At 62.8% G+C, this 19,827-nt stretch carries 19 protein-coding genes; 15 read left to right on the forward strand and 4 right to left on the reverse strand.

The window, feature by feature from the left end; all coding sequences use genetic code 11:
- Positions 1 to 12 precede the first annotated feature (12 nt).
- From rfbA to AC1D3B_RS09560, 7 genes are all read left to right on the forward strand, one after another.
- Positions 13 to 900: a glucose-1-phosphate thymidylyltransferase RfbA gene (rfbA, locus tag AC1D3B_RS09530; protein WP_478190419.1), complete on the forward strand. Its 888-nt coding sequence runs from the start codon at positions 13 to 15 to the stop codon at positions 898 to 900.
- Positions 897 to 1,445: a dTDP-4-dehydrorhamnose 3,5-epimerase gene (gene rfbC, locus AC1D3B_RS09535; RefSeq protein WP_478190420.1), complete on the forward strand. Its 549-nt coding sequence runs from the start codon at positions 897 to 899 to the stop codon at positions 1,443 to 1,445. Before rfbA ends, rfbC begins: the two co-directional genes overlap by 4 nt.
- A gap of 70 nt (positions 1,446 to 1,515) precedes the next feature.
- Positions 1,516 to 3,660 carry a hypothetical protein gene (locus AC1D3B_RS09540; RefSeq protein ID WP_478190421.1) on the forward strand — a complete coding sequence of 715 codons (2,145 nt, stop codon included), beginning with the start codon at positions 1,516 to 1,518 and terminating at the stop codon, positions 3,658 to 3,660.
- Positions 3,657 to 4,646 carry a glycosyltransferase family 2 protein gene (locus AC1D3B_RS09545; RefSeq protein ID WP_478190422.1) on the forward strand — a complete coding sequence of 330 codons (990 nt, stop codon included), beginning with the start codon at positions 3,657 to 3,659 and terminating at the stop codon, positions 4,644 to 4,646. The genes AC1D3B_RS09540 and AC1D3B_RS09545 overlap by 4 nt, the downstream gene beginning before the upstream one ends.
- Before the next feature lie 14 nt (positions 4,647 to 4,660).
- Positions 4,661 to 5,011 carry a GtrA family protein gene (locus tag AC1D3B_RS09550; protein WP_478190423.1) on the forward strand — a complete coding sequence of 117 codons (351 nt, stop codon included), beginning with the start codon at positions 4,661 to 4,663 and terminating at the stop codon, positions 5,009 to 5,011.
- Positions 5,011 to 5,865, forward strand: a complete 855-nt coding sequence (locus tag AC1D3B_RS09555; protein ID WP_478190424.1) for a GNAT family N-acetyltransferase — start codon at positions 5,011 to 5,013, stop codon at positions 5,863 to 5,865. The genes AC1D3B_RS09550 and AC1D3B_RS09555 overlap by 1 nt, the downstream gene beginning before the upstream one ends.
- A complete protein-coding gene (locus AC1D3B_RS09560; protein ID WP_478190425.1) occupies positions 5,855 to 6,637 on the forward strand; it encodes a PIG-L deacetylase family protein in 783 nt (260 codons plus the stop codon). The genes AC1D3B_RS09555 and AC1D3B_RS09560 overlap by 11 nt, the downstream gene beginning before the upstream one ends.
- A gap of 3 nt (positions 6,638 to 6,640) precedes the next feature.
- Here the strand turns inward: AC1D3B_RS09560 and AC1D3B_RS09565 are convergent, their stop codons facing one another.
- From AC1D3B_RS09565 to AC1D3B_RS09580, 4 genes are all read right to left on the reverse strand, one after another.
- On the reverse strand, positions 6,641 to 7,804 hold the full coding sequence (locus AC1D3B_RS09565) for an alginate O-acetyltransferase AlgX-related protein (RefSeq protein WP_478190426.1): 1,164 nt from the start codon (positions 7,802 to 7,804) through the stop codon (positions 6,641 to 6,643).
- 1 nt (position 7,805) lies between these two features.
- Positions 7,806 to 9,224: an MBOAT family O-acyltransferase gene (locus AC1D3B_RS09570; RefSeq protein ID WP_478190427.1), complete on the reverse strand. Its 1,419-nt coding sequence runs from the start codon at positions 9,222 to 9,224 to the stop codon at positions 7,806 to 7,808.
- Between the two features lie 119 nt (positions 9,225 to 9,343).
- Positions 9,344 to 10,444, reverse strand: coding sequence for a class I SAM-dependent methyltransferase (locus AC1D3B_RS09575; RefSeq protein WP_478190428.1), 1,101 nt, complete (start codon positions 10,442 to 10,444; stop codon positions 9,344 to 9,346).
- A gap of 43 nt (positions 10,445 to 10,487) precedes the next feature.
- The gene (locus tag AC1D3B_RS09580; protein WP_478190429.1) at positions 10,488 to 12,413 is read right to left on the reverse strand and encodes a hypothetical protein; all 1,926 of its coding nucleotides are present in this window, start codon (positions 12,411 to 12,413) and stop codon (positions 10,488 to 10,490) included.
- A gap of 161 nt (positions 12,414 to 12,574) precedes the next feature.
- On the opposite strand from AC1D3B_RS09580, the gene AC1D3B_RS09585 reads away from it, so the two are divergent.
- Genes AC1D3B_RS09585 through rffA form a run of 8 tightly spaced genes read left to right on the forward strand, consistent with a single transcriptional unit; the run spans position 12,575 to position 19,579 of the window.
- The gene (locus AC1D3B_RS09585; RefSeq protein ID WP_478190430.1) at positions 12,575 to 13,267 is read left to right on the forward strand and encodes a WbqC family protein; all 693 of its coding nucleotides are present in this window, start codon (positions 12,575 to 12,577) and stop codon (positions 13,265 to 13,267) included.
- The gene (locus AC1D3B_RS09590) at positions 13,264 to 14,193 is read left to right on the forward strand and encodes a glycosyltransferase family 2 protein (protein WP_478190431.1); all 930 of its coding nucleotides are present in this window, start codon (positions 13,264 to 13,266) and stop codon (positions 14,191 to 14,193) included. Before AC1D3B_RS09585 ends, AC1D3B_RS09590 begins: the two co-directional genes overlap by 4 nt.
- On the forward strand, positions 14,174 to 14,812 hold the full coding sequence (locus tag AC1D3B_RS09595) for a class I SAM-dependent methyltransferase (protein ID WP_478190432.1): 639 nt from the start codon (positions 14,174 to 14,176) through the stop codon (positions 14,810 to 14,812). Before AC1D3B_RS09590 ends, AC1D3B_RS09595 begins: the two co-directional genes overlap by 20 nt.
- A complete protein-coding gene (locus tag AC1D3B_RS09600; protein WP_478190433.1) occupies positions 14,809 to 15,480 on the forward strand; it encodes an acetyltransferase in 672 nt (223 codons plus the stop codon). The genes AC1D3B_RS09595 and AC1D3B_RS09600 overlap by 4 nt, the downstream gene beginning before the upstream one ends.
- The gene (locus AC1D3B_RS09605; protein WP_478190434.1) at positions 15,477 to 16,406 is read left to right on the forward strand and encodes a glycoside hydrolase family protein; all 930 of its coding nucleotides are present in this window, start codon (positions 15,477 to 15,479) and stop codon (positions 16,404 to 16,406) included. Before AC1D3B_RS09600 ends, AC1D3B_RS09605 begins: the two co-directional genes overlap by 4 nt.
- Entirely contained in the window at positions 16,403 to 16,777 is a 375-nt protein-coding gene (locus AC1D3B_RS09610; protein WP_478190435.1) for an EamA family transporter, read from the forward strand. The genes AC1D3B_RS09605 and AC1D3B_RS09610 overlap by 4 nt, the downstream gene beginning before the upstream one ends.
- On the forward strand, positions 16,770 to 18,443 hold the full coding sequence (locus AC1D3B_RS09615; protein WP_478190436.1) for a hypothetical protein: 1,674 nt from the start codon (positions 16,770 to 16,772) through the stop codon (positions 18,441 to 18,443). Before AC1D3B_RS09610 ends, AC1D3B_RS09615 begins: the two co-directional genes overlap by 8 nt.
- On the forward strand, positions 18,440 to 19,579 hold the full coding sequence (rffA, locus tag AC1D3B_RS09620) for a dTDP-4-amino-4,6-dideoxygalactose transaminase (RefSeq protein WP_478190437.1): 1,140 nt from the start codon (positions 18,440 to 18,442) through the stop codon (positions 19,577 to 19,579). Before AC1D3B_RS09615 ends, rffA begins: the two co-directional genes overlap by 4 nt.
- Positions 19,580 to 19,827: the final 248 nt, after the last annotated feature.

The raw sequence follows: 19,827 nt of genomic DNA on the forward strand, positions 1-19,827 counted from the left end.
AAGAAGAGACTCATGACGCAACGCAAAGGCATCATCCTGGCCGGCGGCTCCGGCACCCGGCTCCATCCGGCCACCCTGGCGATGAGCAAGCAACTGCTGCCCGTGTACGACAAGCCGATGATCTATTACCCGTTGAGCACGCTGATGCTCGGCGGCATGCGCGACATCCTGATCATCAGCACGCCCCAGGACACGCCGCGATTCCAGCAGTTGCTCGGCGACGGCAGCCAGTGGGGCATCAACCTGCAGTACGCGGTGCAGCCGAGCCCGGACGGGTTGGCGCAGGCATTCATCATCGGCGACAAGTTCATCGGCGATGCGCCGAGCGCGCTGGTGCTGGGCGACAACATCTTCTATGGGCACGACTTCGTGCACCTGCTTGCGGATGCCGACGCGAAGCGGTCCGGTGCGACCGTGTTCGCCTATCACGTGCACGATCCCGAGCGCTACGGCGTGGTCGCATTCGATGCGAATGGCAAGGCCAGCAGCATCGAGGAAAAGCCCGTCAAGCCGAAGAGCAGCTACGCGGTGACCGGCCTCTACTTCTACGACAACGAAGTGATCGACATCGCCAAGGCCGTGAAGCCGAGCGCGCGCGGCGAACTGGAGATCACCGCCGTGAACCAGGCCTACCTGGAGCGCGGCCAACTCAGCGTGCAGATCATGCAGCGCGGCTATGCATGGCTCGACACCGGAACGCACGAGAGCCTGCTCGAAGCGGGCCAGTTCATCGCGACGCTGGAACACCGGCAGGGGCTCAAGATCGCCTGCCCGGAGGAAGTGGCATGGCGCCACGGGTTCATTGACCGGGAACAGCTGGCCAAACTTGCCGCTCCGCTGGAAAAGAGCGGCTACGGCAAATACCTCAACCACCTGCTGGCCGAAGAGGTCCGGTCATGAAAGTCACCGCGACATTGATCCCCGACGTCCTCGTCATCGAGCCGAAGGTGTTCGGTGACGCACGCGGATTCTTCTTCGAGAGCTTCAATCAGAAGGCTTTCGACGAAGCGGTCGGTGGGCACGTCGAGTTCGTGCAGGACAACCATTCGCGCTCGGCCAAGGGCGTGTTGCGCGGGCTGCACTATCAGATCCAGCAACCGCAGGGGAAGCTGGTGCGCGCGGTGCGCGGCGCGGTGTTCGACGTGGCGGTGGACATCCGCAAGTCGTCCCCGACCTTCGGCCTGTGGGTCGGGGTGGAACTCAGCGAAGAGAACCAGAAGCAACTCTGGGTACCTCCCGGCTTTGCGCATGGATTCATGGTGCTGACCGAGTCGGCCGACTTCCTCTACAAGACCAGCGACTACTACGCGCCTGCCTACGAGCGCTCGATCGCGTGGAACGACCCGGCGATCGGCATCGACTGGCCGGACGTGGGCGTCGATGTGCAACTGTCCGCCAAGGATCAAGCGGGGCTGCCGTTGGCAGGCGCCGAAGTCTTCGAGTGAATCCGACTGCGACCGCCTTCGGGTCGGTCCTAGCGCTGGGCACTTGCCGAGAACCGACCATTTTCTCTTCATGAATCTTCCAAGACTTGCAGTGCTCGCGGCACTGCTGCTGGGCGCAGCTGCGACAGCGATCGGCCTCGGCAAACTTCAATGGGCACCAAGTCCGGCGATCTCGTGGAACGCCTGGCAACCTTACATCGTCCTCGCCATCGCCAGCGCGCTGCTGGTGGAAGTCGTGGCGAGATGGCGTGGGATGAACAGGCTTGGGGCCGCTCTGTGGATGGGCGCGATCGCCGTCGTCGTCGTCGGCGCGGGATGGCCCTTGCTGGTCGTGCTCGCGTTCGGACTTGCCAGCCACGTCTTGGGGGGCGCGGTGCTGCGTCTGCTGGGCGCACGGCGCGAAAGCTCGCCCGTGATCACGCTCCTCGTCGGCGCCGGTCTCTACGGCACAACCGTCGGATTGGCCGCACATCTCCCGATCAACACGCCCGCGCTCTACACGTTAGCCATCCTGGTGCCGCTGATCTTCGGATGGCGGGGGGCGCGGACCTCCCTGATTGCGGGATGGAATGCAGCCAGGGCGTCCTCTTCACGACCACTCTTCGACCTCGCGATCGCCATCGTGGCCATTGCCCACGTGGCCATCGCACTGATGCCCGAGGTCGGACACGACGCGCTGGCTACCCACCTGTTCGTGCCGGCCCATCTCGCGATTCGCAAGGCCTGGGGCTTCGACGTCGGCATCTATGTCTGGGCGGTCATGCCCATGATGGGCGACTGGATCTTCTCGATCGTGTACATGCTGGCCGGGGAGCAGGCTTCCCGACTGGTGAACGTCGGCTTTGCCATCGCCAACTGCTTTCTCATTCGCGAGATCGTTCGCTGGATCGGGGGATCGCCCGCTGCCGTCAGGTGGGCGGTGCTCCTCTTCCTGGCGACACCGCTGACCTTTCTCGAAAGCAGCAGCCTTTACATCGAATCGGTATGGGCCGCGTTCGTTGTCGGCGGCGTGTTCCAGCTGCTGAAGGCGCTGGATGCGAACAGTGACGACGAGGGCAACCTGCTCGCCGCTGGCGTGCTGCTCGGCGTCGCGCTGGCGGCCAAGGCGATCACACTGAGCGTGATGCCGGTGCTGCTAGTGGTGTTCGTCCTCTACGGCAAGCGCTGGGCCCACTGGCAAAGGGCCAAGGATGTGGCGATCGGATTCGGCTGCCTGACCGTCATCGGGGTCGTTCCTTACCTCACGGCATGGGTACTCGCGGCGAACCCGCTGTTCCCGTACTTCAATTCGGTCTTCAAGTCGCCCTTGTGGCCGGCGCAAAACTTCGAGGACACGCGCTGGACGAGGGGATTGCACTGGAACTCGCTCTATCGGCTCACTTTCCAGAGCGGCCGCTACCTGGAGGCACATCCGGGTGCGGCGGGCTTCCACAACTTGCTGCTCCTGCTTCCTGCTGCGATCGCGATGGCCGTCGCCCGCAATCGCCGCGCGCTGTTGATCCTGGTGATCGGGATCTGCGAGGTCGCGCTCACATTCCGGTCCGTCGCGTACCTGCGCTACATCTTCCCGTCCTTCATCATGATCGTTGCGGTGATCGGCGTCGCGATCGCGCCCGGCGGGTCGATCGCCAGCGCGTGGCATTCGCGGTGGCTGACGGTATGCGCGTGCGCGGCGGTGGGACTCAACCTGCTCTTCTTCATGACAGCTACCAATTACGGCGAGCTGCAATGGCGGGCGCTGATGGGGCCGGTCGAGCGCGTTAACTACCTGGCGCCGCGATTGCCCATCCGCAATGCGGTCGAGTTGATCAACCGGCTCAACAAGGAGCGTTCGCCCGTCGCGGTCTTTTCATCGCCGCTCTCGGCCGGGCTGGCGGCAGATGCCTACTATCCGAGTTGGTACAACATCCACTTCGAGGCAAAGATCGCGGCGGCGCGCTCGGCTGCCGACATGGCGGCCGCGATGGTAGGCAACGGCATCGAGTATGTGATCCTCGAGAAGACCTGGGGCCGGGAAGACCAGCGCGCCTGGATCGAGGCTGCATCGGACCTGGTGTCGGACCTCGGCCAGATCAGCGTGCGAAAGATCAAGCCCGAATACCGCGCCACGGCGCAGCCTGCGAAAAGCGTCCGCTTCGAGGCCGCGGATCCCGCTTCGCACTTCTTTGGCGCACAGGCATCCGCGCACGCAATCCAACGGACAATTCCATCATGATCGAGGTCAAAGGCAAGCAGTTCAAGATCGCTGCAGTAATCCCAAGCTACAAGGTTCGCGACCACATTCTCGGTGTGATCGACAGCATGGAACCCTACGTCGACCGGATCTACGTGGTCGACGATTGCTGCCCGGTCGGATCGGGGCAACTGGTGCTGGACGAATCGCGCGATCCGCGGGTGCGCGTGCTCTTCAACGAAGAGAACCTGGGTGTCGGTGGTGCCGTCATCCATGGCTATAGGGTGGCGATCGAGGAGGGCATCGACATCATCGTCAAGGTCGACGGTGACGGCCAGATGGACCCGGCGCTGATGTCCAACTTCATCGAGCCCATCGCGGCCGGCGAGGCGGACTACACGAAGGGCAATCGCTTCTTCGATCTCGAGGAGATCAAGTCGATGCCGAAGATCCGCCTGTTCGGCAACGCGGTCCTGTCGTTCATGACCAAGTTCTCCTCGGGCTACTGGGACCTGTTCGATCCCACGAACGGCTATACCGCCATTCACAGAGATGTGGCGCGACGTGTGATCACCAAGCAGATCAGCCTGCGCTATTTCTTCGAGACGGACATGCTTTTCAGACTCAACACGCTGCGCGCAGTGGTGGTCGACGTCCCGATGAGCGCCAAGTATGGCGACGAGGTCAGCAACCTCAAGATCAGCAAGATCGTCGGGGAATTCCTGGTCAAGCATTTCCGCAATTTCCTCAAGCGCGTCTTCTACAACTACTACCTGCGCGACATGTCGATCGCTTCGATCCAACTGCCGCTCGGCGTGGTCTTGCTGGTGTTCGGTCTCGCGTTCGGCGGATTCCACTGGATTGAGAATGCGCGCAATGACATCGCGACGCCTGCCGGCACGATCATGATCGTCACGGTGAGCCTGCTCGCCGGCCTGCAGTTCATCCTCGCGTTCATCGCAGAGGACATCGCGTCCGTTCCCCGTCGCGTCCTGCATCGCCGCGCATTGGCGCGAATGACGTCGTGATCACGCGCCAGTTCATGGTGTTCGTGATGGTCGGCGTGGTGTCCGCGCTGATCGACGTGAGTGTGATGCAGGCCTTGCTGCATGCAGGTGTCCACCTGACGATCGCCACGGCCGCCGGCTTCGGCCTTGGCCTTGTCGCCAACTACCTGTTGCACTCCAAGGTCACTTTCCAACACCATGCGACCATGTCGGCGGCGGCGATGACAAAGTTCGCGCTGGTGGTGCTCGTGAACTTCGGGATCACGCTGGCTTTCGTTTACCTCTCGCAGCGCTTTGTCGGCAGCGCCCTCGCCGGAAAGCTAGCGTCGCTTCCAGTCGTTGCGATCAACGGTTTTGTCCTCAGCAAATTCTGGGTGTTCAGATAATGCATTTTTCCGCGATCCGTTTCGACGACCAGGCCCTGCGAGAATACGAAGCCCTGTTCGGAGCCTGCTTCCCGCCGTCGCCCAAGTTCAAGCCGAACGCCCTGCGGTGGCTTTACGTCGACAACCCGGACGGCCGCGCCGTGGGCTTCGACGCCTATGAGGGGGACGTGCTGGCTGCGCACTATGTGTGCGTGCCTGCCCGGGCGATGGTCCATGGCGTCGAACGCCGCGTCCTGCTGTCGCTCAATACCGCCACGCATCCGAATCACCAGGGAAAGGGCCTTTTCACCAAGCTCGCGGAGATGACCTACGCGTCGGGCGCGGAGCAAGGCTTCAGCGCCGTCTACGGTGTCGCCAATGCGAACAGCACGCCTGGATTCGTCCGGAAGCTCGGCTTCCAGCTCGTTGCGCCGTTGCGGGCGATGGTCGGCATCGGCGGCCTCCGGCTCGATACCCAGGCGCTGAAGTCCAGCGGCATCCAGTTCGAGCGCCGGTGGACGGCCGAATCGATTCGCTGGCGCTGCGCAAATCCGGTCAACCCGGTTCGGCCCTACCGGACGCGCGCCGGCGCGGCCTTTGCCGCCGACGCTTTCGGCGGCATGCTGCCCGCCTATGCGGAACTCGACACCGCGAGGCAGGAATTGCCGGCGGCCGACGGGAGCCTTCTCACGCCATTGAGGCTCTATCTCGGCCTCATGCCGGCCGGGACGACGAGCTTCTCCGGCTATTTCGACATTCCCGGGAAGCTGCGTCCCTCGCCGCTGAACCTCATATTCCGTCCGCTGGCGGGCGAGCAGCGGGGGCTCGACGCGGACCGGATCTTCTTCACCTTCCTCGACTTCGATGCCTACTGACACGCCGGACTCTGTGCCGACGTCGGTGTTCCTGCTGGCGCATCAGGACGACGAGTTTGGCGTGTTCCATGCCATCGAATCGGAGAAGAAGCTCGGTCGCCGGGTTGTCTGCGCCTACCTGACGAGTGGTGTCGGCCCGGGCGGCGATCCCTCGCAGCGCGACGCCGAATCGATGGGCGTCCTGTCGGCGCTTGGAGTGGACGAGGTGATCTTTGCGGGGGCGCAGATCGGCGTTGCCGATGGGCACCTGAGAAAGTCGCTACCTGTTGCCGGCCAATGGATGGACCAGTTTCTAGGTGCCAGGGCGAGCTTGGAAATGATCTGCGTTCCCGCGTGGGAAGGTGGTCACCCGGACCACGATTGCCTCCACGCGATTGCAGTCGAAACCGCGTTGAGACAAGGCAAGGGGCGATTGATCCGCCAATTCTCGCTCTACAACGGACGCGGTTGCCCGGGCCCCTTCTTTCATGTGCTCAAGCCATTGGAGGTCAACGGCGTCGTGCAGAAGCAGCGCATCCCCTTGCCCAAGCGCATCCGCTATCTGCAGTTCCTGCTCCGCTATCGATCGCAATTCAAGACATGGGTGGGGCTGATGCCGTTCGTGCTTGTGCACTACATCGTGAAGGGAACGCAGGACCTGCAGGAAGTGAATGCGAGCCGCGTGCGCGAGCGGCCCCACGACGGACGCCTCTACTACGAGAAGCGGCAGTTCGCCCGTTGGGAGGAAGTCAGCGCGGCGATCGCGGCTTGGCAGTCTGCGCAACACGCCTGATGTTCAGGGCGTGGGCGCGCGGGCCTCGAGAATGTCGATCGCGCGGGTGACGTCGCCAGCATCTGCGAACGCTCCCATCGCCACCGTGTTGACCTCGATGAACTGGAACACCATCCAGCGCGTGTCCTTTGGAAGTGCGGCGGTGATCGTGCTCAATCGCAAGTCAGGCTTCCATCGCGCACGGGCGGTCTTCTGAAAACAGCAGCCCATCCCGCTGCGCATCAGCGCATCCGCGAAGCTGTCCCCCACGAACACAGCGGGCGCAAGCAGACGCGCATCGGCGGGGTTTTCGCGCGTCGTCGTGATTTCTTCGAAAGGCGCAGCGGGCGCTTGCACGGCAAAGCCTTCGGGCCAGGCCCACGTCTGCTTGACGAAGATCGTCTTCTCCGAAGGAGGATGAAGAAGCGGCATGAAGCGAGCAACGCCGCCGCTCATCTGCCGGGCTTCGATCGCGAGCGGATGCTTCCATGGACTTTCTGCAAGACGGGACTGTCGGCTCATCGCGTCGACAGCGGCCTTTGCCACTGGAAAGGCTGCCGGATCGTTCCAGTGGAAATCGGTCCGATGAAAGATCGGACGCAATTGCTCGGTCTCATGGAGGATCCGGGTGCTGTCGACGAAGGTGACATGAGGTATCTTGCGCGCCTTGTCGATGAAATCGTCGATGCGCCGTAGCGGCGGGCGCTTGGCGACCTCCGCCGGCAGCATCTCGGGCAGGAAGCGATCACCGAGCAGATTGATGACCAGCACCATCTGAATGTTCTTTCGCTTCAAAGCTTCAGCATAGCGACGGAACCCGTCCAAGACCTCGGCCTCGTGCGAGGCGAGATAGCCCTCAAGTGCCGGTTTCTCGACATCGAGCACGCTCCGATAGAAGAGGTACCCGTCACGTCCCACATGCACCTTGTCCGATACGCGGAAGAGCCGGTAGTCGATTTCGGCCTTGAGGCTGATCAACAGTGCGCGAAATCCGAAATGGTCGGAGAACCACAGATTGGCATCGCGCGCGAACTGCCCGGCGCTCGCGGAAGTGGAAGGTGGCGGCGCCAGGCGCCGTTGCTCGTCGATCGCGACTTCGGGGAGCCAGCGTGTGAGCATCTGGAGCGCCGGGAGCAGCGTGGCCAGGAAGAATGCGCCGATGAACAGCCAGGGAGCAAAGCGCCGCATGTCAGAAGCGGAAGTAGATGAATGGATTGAAGCCGTTGGCGGCGATGAGCATCGCCGAGTAGGCGAACATGACGAAGGCACTCATCGACATGACCGAAGTGCGCATGCCCCAGCCAGCCACCTCGCGCGGTGCGACCCGCCAACCTTCAGGCAGCAGCGCTACCGCGACGCCAATCGCGAGGAACAGCAACTTGTCCGGTGTCACCACGGCCCAGACTGCGCTCGGCGTCACGCCCACGCCGAATCCCCACATGGCCTTCAGGTAGTCCGCCGCCGCGCCCGCGGTCGGCGCGCGAAATAGCACCCACCCGAGCATCACCAGCAGCAGAGTCAGTGCCCAGCCACCCGGGCCGCTGGGCTTCCATCCGAAGCGGTTCTGGCCGAGCCTCTCGATCACGAGCAGGGCGCCATGGAACAGGCCCCACAGAAGAAAGGTATAGGCGGCACCGTGCCATAGCCCGCAAAGCGCGAAGACGATCAGCAGATTCGCGTAGGTCCTGATCGGCCCCGCGCGGTTTCCGCCAAGAGGGATATAGAGGTAGTCGCGAAACCAGCGCGACAGCGTCATGTGCCAGCGTCGCCAGAACTCCGTGATGCTTTGCGAGCGATACGGCTGGTTGAAATTCTCCGGGAAGCGGAAACCGAGCATCCTGCCAAGGCCGATCGCCATGTCCGAATAGCCTGAGAAATCAAAGAAGATCTGAAGCGTGTATGCGACGACGCCGAGCCAGGCCGCGCCGGCGCCGAGCTGGTCCGACGGCAGCCCGAACATGCGGTCTGCGAGCACACCCATGCTGTCGGCGAGGATGATCTTCTTGCCGAGCCCAATGCAGAAACGAACCAGGCCGGCATGCACATCTTCGACGCCGACAGGGCGATGTTGGATTCGGTCCTGCAGCTCGCCGTAGCGCACGATCGGGCCCGCAATCAGTTGCGGGAAAAGCGTGTGGTACATGCCGAAGTCGATCAGTGTGCGCGCCGGAGGGACATCGCGCCGGAAGATGTCGACCAGGTAGGAAATGCCCTGGAACGTGAAGAAGGAAATGCCCGCGGGCAGGACGATGCTGGTGATGCTCCACGCGACGGGGATATCGAGCGTCGTGGCGGCATCCTGCATCGAATGCTGCATGAAGGTCCAGTACTTGTAGTACAGCAGCGGTATCAGGTTCGCGAGCACGCCACCGGCCAGCAGCCAACGGGCAGGGGCGCCGTCGTCGAGTCGATGGAGCAGCTTGCCGATGAAGGCGTTGACCACCACGGAGCCGAGCAGGACCATCGAAACCATGCCCGCGTCCACGAAGTAGAACGCGAAGCTCGCGACCATGAGGAAGGCGTTTCGAAGCCAGCCCGGCAGCAGGAAGTACAGCAGGAAGGTGATCGGCATGAAGCCGAAGAGGAAACCGGGCGAACTGAATGTCACGTGCTGTCGAAAGCCGGAAAGGTCGAGAGGGCTAGGGGGCGGAGGCGGGAAGTAGGCATTCTATAAAGCCCGCGCGCATGCCCCCGCGTCCGCGGCAAGGAGGGGACAGCGATGGTCGCTCAGCGGTTGAACATGCCTCGAATCTGGCGCAGCGGCTTCGTTAGGCGGTAGGACTTCGAGCCAGTAAGTTGGCGATAGGCATCCCGCAACTTGCTCAGGCTTTCTTCCTGCTGGCGCATCGCCTCATCCTTCTGGATCAAGGCCCCTTCCTTCTCTGCCAGGCTTTGCTGCCTCTGTGCCAGGACGCTTTGCATCGATTGCAACTCTTCCTGCAATTCCTGCGTCTCGGCATGGAGCAGCCGGACCTTGCCGTCAGTTTCTTCCAGCAGGCGCGCGGCGCCACGATGAGCGTCCTGGCACGCGCTCAATTCGCCAGAGACGTTCTCGAGTTGCACCAGGACGCGCTCGACGTCCGAGTTGCGAGCCTTGAGTTCCTGCCGAGTGGTGTCGAGCTCCCAGCGCCGCAGCACCGACTCGCCCAGGTTGGAGAACACGTCCTTGACGGCCCTCCAGCGGGGCTGCTGCCCGGAAAGCTCAAGCAGGTTCCGTATCTCGGGGGTCTGGTCCTTGCCGACCATCAGCACGCCAAGACCTGCCGAATGGTCGAATTCGATGCTGGGGTAGCGCGAGGCGATTTCGCCCCAGTACTTCCAGACGCCGAACCCCCGCTCCCGCACGTTGGTGTCATGGAACAGCACGATGGCCCGCTCGGAGAGCTTGGGGAGCCAAGTCTCGAAGTCGTGCCTGACCGCCTCGTAGGTATGGAGGCCGTCGATGTGGAGCAGATCGACCGACCCATCGGCGAAATAGTCTGCGGCCTCTTCGAAGGTCATGCGCATCAGGCGCGAGAACGCAGCGAAGTGCCGCTCGTTGAAGGCGTGGAGATCCTGGTAGACGTCCTCGCCATAGAAGCCCGCGTGTTCGTCGCCTTGCCAGGTGTCGACCGCATAGCACTTCGTATCGAGGCCTTCGGATTGCACCGCCTGGCAGAAGGCGGCATACGACATCCCGAAGTGCGACCCGAGTTCGACCAGCACCCCCGGGCGGGCCGCCGCGGTGAGCCATGCGCCGAAGGGCACGTGCCCCGTCCAGCCGCTGGGAACCACGCGCAGCGGCCGGATGAACATCGCCAAGTTGGCTTCGATGTCGAGGTGTGTCATGCAGCGAGGGTAACCGAGGCCCGCGCCTTTTGCCTCCGGGTCGTCAGGGCGGCGTCGGCGGCGCGGTCACCTTGAGCGGGCCGACGGGAATGCGGCGGCCTGTCACCGATTGCTCGATGGCGATGCTCTTGTCGCCGGGTTGCAGGAACACCTGCGGGCTCACGGCGGCGGTGATGACGCCCGGCGCGACCGAGCTCGACGACGCCGGCGCGCCATCGACCATGACGCGGGCCTGGCCCAGATCGGCGTCGTCGGCCACCTGGATCCAGATGCCTGCGTTCCCCATGGCTTGCGGATTGGGGACCGTGCCGGCGACGGCCTCCTGGGGGCCCCAGTTCAGGATTCGAACGCTGGACGCGCCGCGATCAAGCCTTGCCAGCTCCTCCGCGCCGAGACGCAGGTAGGGCGGCGCTTCGCGCAGCCCGGCATTGCCCTTGGACACGTAGACCTGGTAGTCGTCGCGGAACGGGTACCGAACCCGCTCGAAGTGCTCGACCACGTAGGCGTGCGTCAGCGGATGCGTGTTCTTGAACCGCAGTTCGTCGTGGCCGTCCAGTGCGTGGTCAAAGATGAACACGAAGCCGGGCTGGGCCGCTTCGATGCGCGCGATCTCGCCCTTCTCGAACGCCTCGGTGCGCTTGAAAAGGGCATAGCTCTCCCACATCGGCGATCGGCGGTCGAGCAATGCATAGGCGCCGGGCCAGAGCGGCGCGACGACGAAGCTCCGGCCGTTCGGCGCGTACTGCGCTTCGAGTTGGCGGATCAGGGTCACGTCATCGGCAAAGCGTGGTTCCATCAGGATCTTGCTGCCGGAAATCGTTTCTTCGGCGCAATGCGCCGCGGCGCGGCATTGCCAGCCCGTCTGAAACGTGAACATGGTGAGAACGCTGCCGGCCAGCAATGTGCCGGCCGCGGCCCACTTCACGATCGGACGTTGAGTCGCCAGCCAGGCGAGCAAACCGATGAGCAGGGGGAAGATGCCGAACGCGAGGTGGTAGTAGTCGGCGCGCGAGAACGCGTAGTGGGCATAGGGCAGCCCAAGAAAAGCGGCAGCGGCAAAAGCCGGTGCGAGGGGCTTGCGGGGGTCACGCAGGATCACGTGCGCCAGCGACAGCACGCCGAACACCAGGGCACCGATGAAGAAGCAGCCCAGGAGCACATCGCGAAGCACGATCCCCACAGGCGCCGAGAAGTTCACACGCCACGGCCAGGGCACCGGCACTCCGAGATTGGTTGCCTTGAACTCGAAGAGGAAGCGGATGCTGTCCAGGAACGCCTTGTCGAAGCCCGGCAGCACCCACGCCATCAGCAGGATAGGCAGGAAGCCCATGGCGACGCCCAGGCCGAACAGGCAGCCTGCCTTGAATAGCGGCACGCTCCCGCCCCGCCGAAACCGGAGCCAGAGAAGGATCGCCCCGCCGGCCGCCAGCCCGTACATCCCGTGATTCCGCCCGACAAAGGCGGCGAACCCGAGCCCGATCCCGGCGAGCAGGTACCTGCCCGGACTCGGCGCCTCGATCAGATACGCAAAGACGCTGATCAGCAGGATGCAGGCGAAGAGATCCGCCATCTTGTAGTACGGCAGCATCCATAGCGTGAACATGACTGCCGACAGGATGAGAAACGCAGGGCCGGCCCGAGGCGTGTTCCGGGTGACCGCTGCCAGCGCCAGGTAGACCGCGACCATCTGCAGCAGGGCGTTTGAAGCGCGAAACGCGATCAGTCCGTCGCTGCCCGTCAACTTCATGAAGGCGGCCGACCAGTAGTAGCGGGCGGGGTCGTAAGACATGAAGTCGCGAAACGGGACCTCGCCCTGCAGCGTGCGCTGGGCGCCGTACCACGTGAATCCCTCGTCCCACAGGTCGAATCCCTTGTGGCCTTGCCAGGCGAACACAAGCCAGACGACGCCTCCCGCGACGAGCCAGGGCCACAGCTTCGAGGTCTTGTTGCTTGCTGTGATGGAGGCCATTCGGTGAAGACTCGGGGGATCGAAAAGGGCGCTATCTTAGGATGGTGACTCGCGGTGCCCTCGCGTGGTCCCGACCCGGGGCCGACGCATACAATTCGCCCGTCCAACCGCAAGCCTCGACACACCCAAGGCGATCAGCGATCTGAACGCAAGAGTACGCATTGAAAAAGATCGCCATCCTCCAATCCAACTACATCCCCTGGAAGGGCTACTTCGACCTGATCGGCGCGGTGGACGAATTCATCCTTTTCGACGACATGCAGTACACGCGGCGCGATTGGCGAAATCGGAACCAGATCAAGACGCCCCAGGGGCTTCAATGGCTGACCGTGCCGGTCCGCGTGAAGGGCAAGTACGAGCAGAAGATCAGGGACACCGAGATCGACGGCGAGGACTGGGCTGCCACGCACTGGAAGTCGCTGACGCAGAACTATGCGCGGGCGAAGCATTTCGACGAGGTCGCAGAGTGGGTCGGACCGATCTACCAACAGGGTGGCCATGCCTACCTGTCCGAGCTGAACAGGCATTTCATCGAGCACATCTGCCGCTATTTGGAGATCGACACGAAGATCAGCGATTCGGGCCAGTATTCGCTCGTCGACGGGAAGACAGAGCGCTTGGCCGACCTCTGCGTGCAGGCGGGCGGCACCGAATACATCTCCGGTCCTTCGGCCCGGGACTATGTCGATGAAAAAGTCTTTCGTGAACGCGGTGTCGCGCTCAGCTGGTTCGACTACGCAGGCTACCCGGAGTATCCGCAACTCTGGGGCACGTTTTCGCACACGGTGACGGTGCTCGATCTGCTTTTCAACTGCGGCAAGGACGCACGACGTTACATGAGGTACGCAGGGTGAAGCTTTCGATCGTCGCGACGCTGTATCAGTCCGCGCCCTACATCGTCGAGTTTCATCGGCGGGCGAGCGAGGCGGCGAGGCAACTGGTTGGGGACGACTACGAGATCGTGCTCGTCAACGATGGCTCGCCAGATCGCAGCCTCGAGGTCGCCGTGGAGATCTCCCGCGAAGACCCGCATGTCATGGTGGTCGACCTGTCGCGCAACTTCGGCCATCACAAAGCCATGATGACGGGCTTGGCCCACGCGAGCGGCGAGGCGGTCTTCCTGATTGATAGCGACCTGGAGGAGGAGCCCGAGTCCCTGCTAGCGTTCGCCGCCCAGATGCAGCAATCTCCCTGCGATGTGGTCTATGGCGTGCAGGAGCAGCGCAAAGGTGGATGGGTCGAGCGCTGGAGCGGCCAGTGGTTCTATCGCTTCTTCCGGGCGTTGACCGGCATGGCCCTGCCCCAGAACGTACTGACGGCGCGGCTGATGTCGCGCCGCTATGTCGAGGCGCTGCTGCTGCATCGCGAGCGCGAGATCTTCTTGGCCGGCCTGTGGTACATCACTGGCTTCTCGCAGCAACCCCTGACACTCAAGAAGCACCAGACCAGCGCGACCACCTACACGCTGCGCAGAAAGTTGTCGCTGCTGGTGAATTCGGTCACTTCATTCAGCAATGCGCCGCTGGTGAGCATCTTCTACGTCGGCGTCTCGATCAGCTTGCTCGCCGGCTGCTACATTCTCTATCTGCTGCTCCACTGGTTGTTCCTGTCGCGGCCGCTGAGCGGCTGGACCTCGGTCATGGCTTCCATCTGGCTGCTGGGCGGCATGATCATCTCATTCATCGGTGTTATTGGCATCTACTTGGCGAAGGTGTTCTCCGAATCGAAGCAGCGTCCCTACACCATCGTGAGAGACATCTATGCCACGCCAAGAAAATGAACTTCTGCAGGAGGTCGCGGATTACTACCGTGGCAAGTTGCAGACGTATGGCGAGACCGCCAAGGGTGTCGACTGGAACGGAGAGGAAAGCCAGTTCGCGCGCTTCGATCAACTCCACAAGCTGATGGACGGAGAGAACGCCTATTCTGTCAACGACCTGGGCTGCGGCTACGGCGCGATGCTCGACTTTCTTCGCCAGCGCGACGGCGATGGAGTCCACTACTGCGGCATAGATGTCTCGGCGGAAATGATCACTGCCGCGCAGCGGCGACATGGCGCTGTCCAAGGCGCGCGCTTCGTGTGTTCGGCAGCACCAGATCAGCCAGCGGATTTCGGGATCGCCAGTGGCATCTTCAACGTGCGTCAGCAGCGCCCCGCATCCGAATGGCGCGACTACATCGAGGCCACGTTGAGCGATCTCGATCGCACCAGCCTGAAGGGCTTCGCCTTCAACTGCCTCACTTCCTACTCGGACGAGGACAAGAAGAAGAGCCATCTCTTCTATGCCGATCCGCTGTACTTCTTCGATCTGTGCAAGCGCCGCTATGCGCGCAACGTGGCCCTGCTGCACGATTACGATCTCTACGAATTCACGCTGCTCGTGAGAAAGTCCGTATGACGATGATGAAGAAACTGGTCATCTTCGGGGCGGGAGACATCGCCCAACTCGCGCACTACTACTTTCGCACCGACAGCGACCATGAGGTGGTCGGGTTCACGGTCGATGAGGCCTTCCGCTCGGCGGATAACTTCGACGGCCTGCCGCTTGTCGCGTTCGAAGCCTTGCGCGAGCGCTTCCCGCCCGAGGACCATGCGCTCTTCGTGGCATTGAGCTACGCAAAGCTCAACGCGGTGCGCAAGGAAAAGTACCTCGCGGCAAAGGCGCTGGGCTATCCGATTGCCAGCTACCTGAGTTCGCGCGCCACCGTGCTAAACGAAGGCCTGATCGGCGAGAACTGCTTCATCCTCGAAGACAACACCATCCAGCCCTTCGTGCGGATCGGCAACAACGTGAGCTTGTGGAGTGGCAACCACATCGGGCACCACTCCACGATCGCCGACCACGCCTTCGTCGCTTCGCACGTGGTGATCTCGGGCGGCGTACATGTGGGCGAGCAATGCTTCGTCGGGGTCAATGCCACGCTGCGCGACCATGTGAAGGTGGGCGAGCGTTGCGTGATCGGAGCCGGCGCCTTGATCCTGGCGGATACGGAGCCGGACGGCGTCTACGTGGGCACTGCCACGGAGCGTTCACGCGTTCCGAGCAGCCGCCTGAAGAAGCTATGAGCCCGGTGACGCGATGGCGCAAGCTCGGGCGCGTCTTCGGTCCTGCAGGCGAAACGCCGTGGATGCAGTCCCATGCGGCCGTGCCGATCGCGGAGCATCTGCGCGATGACCTCTTTCGGATCTACTTCAGCTCGCGCGACGCGAACAACCGGAGCTTCACGGGAAGCCTGGTGATCGACCTCGCGAATCCAACGCAGGTGCTCGACCTGTCGACCCGCCCGGTGCTGGTGCCCGGCGGTCTCGGCGAGTTCGACGACAGCGGGGCGATGGCCACCTGGTTGACGCGGGTGGGTAACCGGCGCCATCTCTACTACATCGGCTGGAACCTCGGCCTGACGGTGCCATTCCGCAACTCGATCGGGCTCGCGGTGGGCGATGAGCAGGGTGGCGACGTCTTCGTGCGGCATGCCGCAGGCCCCATCGTCGATCGAAGCATGTCGGAGCCGCACTTTTGCGCCAGTTGCTGCGTGCTGAAGGAGGGCGAACTCTTTCGCATGTGGTACCTCGCGTGCACCGGCTGGCGTCTGCGTCAGGGGCGGCCCGAACACAAATACCACATCCGATATGCCGAATCGGCCGACGGCATTGCATGGGATCGGCGCGGTGAGGTCGCGATCGATTTTGCAGATGCCGACGAGTACGCGATCTCGCGTCCGTCCGTGATGCGCGATGCCGATCTCTGGCGCATGTGGTACTCCCACCGGGGCGCGGCCTATCGCATCGGCTACGCCGAGTCGCTCGATGGGCGCCACTGGGAACGACGCGACGCCGAAGCCGGCATCGAGGTTTCCGAGCACGGATGGGACAGCGAGATGATCGAATATCCCTTCGTCTTCGACCATGGCGGGCGGCGCTACATGCTCTACAACGGCAACGACTACGGACGCACGGGATTCGGCATTGCCGTCCAGGAAGACGCGACATGACTCGGCTTTCCGACTATCTCTACATCGCCGGCACGATCATCTTCACGGTGTACGGACAACTCATCCTGAAGTACCGGATCGCACACTTCGGCGCGCTGCCTTCGGACACCTGGGACAAGCTCAGATTCCTGATCGGACTGTTGTTCGATCCGCTCATCTTCTCGGGCTTTCTCGCGGCCTTTCTGGCGTCGCTTTCCTGGATGGCTGCGATGACCAAATTCGACCTCAGCCATGCCTACCCCTTCATGAGTCTGAACTTTGTGGTCGTGTTGCTGCTGAGTGTATGGCTGCTGAACGAACCGCTGTCCTTCGGGAAGGTCGCAGGTATCGCGCTGATCGTGGTGGGCACCGTGGTAGCGTCCCGTGCCTAGCAACGCCAATATTTGCAGCGGCGACAACAGTCGTTCTAAGGTTAGCCGTCCCGGTTCCTGGTGGCTGGGGTTTGGCGCGTCGCTCCTCCTGCTCGCCGGGTTGTCAACTGCGTTCGTCCCCTATTGGGAAACCAATGACGACGTCGGCATGGCCATGCTTGCGCATGGATTCGGTTTGGCGGCTCAGGGCTCGCCCCGCCTGATCTTTTCGAATGTGGTCTGGGGGTGGTTGGTGCGATCCATTCCCTCCCTTATGCAGACTTCCGGCTATGCGTGGGCCACCTTGGCGGTTTTGACTTGCACAGGTGCGATGATCTTCCGCGCCGTGCATCGACTCAGACACGGCATGGTTGTCGCGAGCCTGATGCTCGCGCTCGTGATGCTGCGGCCAATCCTGTTTCCCCAGTTCACAATCAATGCCGGCTTGCTGTGCGTCGGTGCGATAGCGGCATTCAAATGCTATGCCAGCGGCGTGGAGGCGTTCGATCGCCGCGCCTGGATCGACTTGGCACTGGGCTGCGTGCTCGCGTTCCTGAGCTACCTCGTGCGCAGTCAGGAGTTCCTGTTGGTAGCGGCCGTTGGGGCGCCATTGTTGCCCTGGGGTTCACTTGTCAAACGTCGAGCAGGCCAAGTAGCCTTGATCGTGCTGGCTGCAGCCATCGCGGCGGCTGCGTTGGTTGATCGACACAGCTACCGCAGCGAAGAATGGGTGGCATTCAAAGCGGTCGATGCGGCGCGTGCGCCCTTCACTGACTTTGGTGCGGGAGAGCGGTTGAAGCAACACCCAGAAATCCTCGAGCGGCACGGACTCAGCCGCAACGACATCGATCTCATCAGCTCCTGGTTCTTTGCCGATAGCAAATTGATGGAGACCCAGCGCTTGCAGCGGATGCTCGACGAGCTTGGGCCGACTTCCGCCCAGTCGGGAGGAGGTCAGCGCGCCGTCGACGGACTCCGCACGCTGTGGGAACCGACGCTGCTCTCGTTGTCTGCGGCGGCGCTGGCGCTATTGCTACTGAAATTTTCCCTGCGTTTGGGCGCTGTGTGGCTGCTCACTCTGGCGGCGGCGATGGCCATGGGTTGGTTCGGTCGACCCGGCGTGACGCGGGTATACGTTCCGCTGGTCGCGCTGCTCCTGGTGGCGCCTTGCATCATCAACTTGCCTGCGACCGGGTGGCGGCGTAAGGCGGGGGTTGCGGCGCTTGCTTTCGGCCTGCTTGCCAATGCCTCGCAGATCTTCAGCGAATCCCGGTCCGTCCATGCCGACGCAGGCAAGTTGCGTCAAAGCATGGCGGGACTGTCTCCGCAGGTCATAGTCGTCTGGGGCGCTAGCTTCCCGTATCAACTGGCCTATCCAGTGATGGGTCCGTCCTTTGCAGCGGGCTTCCGCTTCTATGGCCTAGGCGTTTTCACTCGCGCCCCGGTCTCGACGGCTTTCGCGCTGGAAGCGCAGGGCGAGGGGCTGATTCGGCGACTGCAAAGCGCGGAGGGCCTTCTCGGCATCATCGCGGACCTCCGGTGGCTCGAGATCTATTGCCAGGAGCACCTGGGTGCCAAACTCGCCCGGCTGCAGACGCTGCCGTTCAGCGGGTTCACGCTGCAGCGAATTCGCTGCGCCAGGCCCGAAGGCAACTCCTCCGAGCCAAACGCCAAGGAAGAATCATGACTGACAAGATCCCATTCAACTGGCCGCACATGACCGGCAAGGAGCTGTACTACATCGCCGAAGCCCACTTCAACGGGAGCTTGGCTGGCGACGGCCCATTCACCAAGCGTTGCCACGCATGGCTGGAGAGCCGCACCGGCTGTTCCAGGGCGCTGCTCACGCATTCGTGCACTGCCGCGCTCGAGATGGCGGCGCTGCTGCTCGACATCCAGCCGGGCGACGAGATCATCATGCCGTCGTACACCTTCGTATCGACGGCCAATGCGTTCGTCCTGCGAGGCGGCGTGCCGGTTTTCGTCGACATCCGCGAAGACACGTTGAATCTCGACGAGCGGCTGATCGAATCCGCCATCACGCCGCGAACCCGTGCCATCGTCCCCGTGCACTATGCGGGGGTCTCCTGCGAGATGGACGCGATCATGGCGATCGCGGAGCGCCACGGCCTGAAGGTGGTCGAGGACGCCGCGCAGGGCGTGATGTCGACCTACAAGGGGCGCGCCCTCGGCGCGATCGGGCATCTCGGCGCCTACAGCTTCCACGAGACCAAGAACGTCATCTCCGGGGAAGGGGGCGCATTGCTGGTCACCGATCCGGCGCTCGCAGGCAGGGCAGAGGTCATTCGCGAGAAGGGGACCGACCGCAGCCGCTTCTTCCGCGGCGAGGTCGACAAGTACACATGGCAGGAAGTCGGCTCGTCCTTCCTGCCGGGAGAACTCATTGCGGCCTTCCTGTGGGCGCAACTGGAGGAGGCGGATGCCATCACGCGGCAACGCCTGGTTAGCTGGAACCGCTATCACGTGATGCTGGAGCCCTTGGAGCGCAAGGGCATGCTGCGCCGCCCCATCGTGCCGGCCGATTGCGTTCACAACGGGCACATGTATTACGTGCTGCTCGATCCCGGCCTCGATCGTCAACGGCTGCTGGACGACCTCAAGCGAAGCGACATCAACTCGGTCTTCCACTACGTGCCGCTTCATTCTTCGCCTGCGGGACGGCGCTATGGACGCACGCACGGTGATTCCCTCTCGATGACGGACCGTCAGTCCGAGCGGCTCGTCCGCTTGCCATTGTGGGTTGGACTGTCCGAAGATATGCAGGACAAGGTCGTGGCAGCCCTCGACGAATTTGCGAGCTGATTTGACATTGATCTTCCCGCGGCCGTGCTCTTCGGCTACGCACCCTAAGGAAAGAAATGAACTTCATTCAGTCAAGCAACAAACAAGTCGATAAGTTCGACCGGGCAAGCATGGCTTTTCATCCGGCAACCCGACGCTGGGCGTGCTCGCTACCTACTTCAGAAAATGTATGGGCCGATGGGGTCTAGCGCACGTGAGCGGGTCCTGTCGTACATTCCTTGCTTCGCCGATTGGCGCCGTCTGAAGAT

It is taken from the genome of Variovorax sp. P5_A3 (assembly GCF_056400665.1).